Source organism: Microbacterium sp. Leaf351 (assembly GCF_001423825.1).
Taxonomy (GTDB): Bacteria; Actinomycetota; Actinomycetes; order Actinomycetales; family Microbacteriaceae; genus Microbacterium; species Microbacterium ginsengisoli.
The window spans coordinates 81,346-83,485 of sequence record NZ_LMPK01000009.1 but is presented as its reverse complement, the minus strand read 5'-3'; the positions used below and the strand labels follow the sequence as shown (position 1 = coordinate 83,485).

Genomic DNA, 2,140 nt, shown 5'->3' with positions numbered 1-2,140 from the left:
CCCCCGCGAAAGGAGACCGCTGCGATGACGCCGCTGGATCTCGTCGACCCCGTCCTCGCCGAGCCCGACCTGTCCGATGTCGAGGGTGTGAAGCCCGGCCGCAAGCGCGATCACACGCGCGACCCGGAGATCCTCGACGCCGCCCTCGAGGTGCTCGCCGAGACCGGCTACGACGGCATGACGGTCGACATGGTCGCCACGCGGGCCCGCGCGGGCAAGGCCACGCTCTATCGCCGCTGGCCCTCGAAGGCCGAGCTCGTCATCGACGCCGTCGCCTGCATGAAGCGCGGCGCGTACGACCAGGACTCGCTGCCCGACACCGGCACGCTGCGCGGTGACCTCGTCGCCATGATCAAGGCTCCGTCGATCGAAGACGGCGAACGCAAGCTGCAGATCATGGCGGGCATCGTCTCGATGCTCTCGCGCTCTCCCGAGCTCGCCGACGCCGCGCACGACGCACTGGTCGAGCCGCGCGCGGCCGCGAACCGCTTCCTTTATCAGCGCGCGAAGGACCGTGGGGAGATCCCCGACGGGCGCGACCTCGAGCTCGTCGCGACCGTCAGTTCGGCGATGGTCGCCCACCGTGTGCTCATGGAGCGTAAGCCGGTCACGCGCGAGTTCCTCATCTCGGTCATCGACCACGTGGTGCTGCCGGCGCTCGGCATCCCGCGCGACTGACCCGCAGACGCACGAGCGGGCGCCGGATCCCTCCGGCGCCCGCTCGCTGTGTCGGCGCTCAGGCGTGCGGAACGATGACCGCGCGCGCGGACAGCTTGCCGTCCTGCAGTAGGTGGTACGCCTCGAGGGCGTCGTCGAGCGAGAAGCGCTGCACATCCGGGGTGATCTGACCCGCCCGGTACATCTCGACGACGTCGTGAAGGTCGGCCACCGTGCCCCAGTACGAGTTCGTGATGACCGACTCGTAGGGCGTCGTGAAGAAGTTCCACGACACGGTGCCGCCGGCGATGCCGACGACCTGGATGCGGCCTCCGACCGCGACGCTCTGCTGTGCGAGCGCGATCGTGGGAGTCGCGCCCACGAAGTCGAACACGGCGTCGACACCGCGCCCGCCGGTGAGCTCGCGGATGCGCGCGGCCTGGCCCTCGCCGCCCGCGACGGTGACGGCACCACGCTCGGCGGCGAGCGTCATCGCGTCCTCCTTGGTGTCGGTCGCGATGATCGTCGCACCGGTGAGAGCCCGCAGGATCTGCACCGCGATCTGCCCGAGTCCGCCCAGGCCGATGACGAGGGCGAACGCGCCGCCCTTGTTCAACTGCGGCAGCGCGAGCCGGATCGCGTGATAGGGCGTGAGGGCGGCGTCTGCGAGGGGCGCGGCCGCGACCGGATCGGCGTCGCCGAGCGGCACGAGGTGCGCGGCCGGAACCGTCACATACTCGGCCATGCCGCCGTCGCGACCGAGGCCGATTCCCTGATACGGCAGCGTCGCCGCGTTCTCGCAGTAGGTCTCCGCGCCCTGCACGCACGCGCGGCAGTGGCCGCATCCGGTGGGTCCGTAGACGAGGTACGCGTCACCCGGGGTGAAGCCGGTGACCCCGGCGCCGACCGCCTCCACCCAGCCCGAGGTCTCGTGGCCCAGGGTGTACGGCGGGGTGAGGCCCGACACGCCGGTGCTCTCGTCGAAGTCGTGGAACAGCGACACATCGCTGTGGCAGGCGCCGGAGCCGGCGACCTTCAGCAGCACCTCCCCGGGACCGGGCTCGGGGCGCTCGACCTCCTCGAGAGTGGGGAAGGTCTTCCAAGCCGTCAGGCGTACAGCACGCATCGTCACGTCCTCCAAGGCGTCACAGTCCGAAGGCCCGCGCGCGGGTGCACGACGGGCCGGCGCCCGCGTCGCCGGTGCGGCTCGCGCGTCGTAACTAGACTACGCCTGTCGAACAGTTCGGATGCCGCGGCCCGGGGCTGCGGCATCCGTCACATCGCGGCGCCGATGTAGCTGTACTTGACGAACACCTCGGGCGCGATGCCGGCCTCGAGCAGCACGTCCTGCACGGCACGCAGCATGTAGGTCGAGTCCCAGCCCATGTAGAGGTGGTGGGTCGCGTCGATCGTGTCCCACTGGCCGTTCCATGCCCGCTCGGAGAAGATCGGACCGCCGTTGCGCTCGGTGAACCGCACGACC

The 2,140-nt window shown here is 70.7% G+C and carries 2 protein-coding genes and 1 pseudogene; 1 reads left to right on the top strand and 2 read right to left on the bottom strand.

Annotation, left to right across the window (positions count from 1 at the left end):
- Window positions 1–24: 24 nt before the first annotated feature.
- Window positions 25–678 carry a TetR/AcrR family transcriptional regulator gene (locus ASG00_RS03655; protein WP_082483034.1) on the top strand — a complete coding sequence of 218 codons (654 nt, stop codon included), beginning with the start codon at window positions 25–27 and terminating at the stop codon, window positions 676–678.
- Window positions 679–736: 58 nt separating this feature from the next.
- Here ASG00_RS03655 and ASG00_RS03650 read toward each other — a convergent pair whose 3' ends face one another.
- Both ASG00_RS03650 and ASG00_RS16770 read right to left on the bottom strand, forming a co-directional pair.
- The gene (locus ASG00_RS03650) at window positions 737–1,783 is read right to left on the bottom strand and encodes an NAD(P)-dependent alcohol dehydrogenase (RefSeq protein WP_045248564.1); all 1,047 of its coding nucleotides are present in this window, start codon (window positions 1,781–1,783) and stop codon (window positions 737–739) included.
- A 149-nt stretch (window positions 1,784–1,932) separates the two neighbouring features.
- Window positions 1,933–2,140: pseudogene (locus ASG00_RS16770) on the bottom strand (DUF262 domain-containing protein); the annotation flags it as partial.

What these genes read in the sequence shown, in the direction of transcription:
- ASG00_RS03655 (WP_082483034.1), top strand. Translation starts at nt 25, where the DNA reads ATGACGCCGCTGGATCTCGTCGACCCCGTCCTCGCCGAGCCCGACCTG.
- ASG00_RS03650 (WP_045248564.1), bottom strand. Translation starts at nt 1,783, where the DNA reads ATGCGTGCTGTACGCCTGACGGCTTGGAAGACCTTCCCCACTCTCGAG.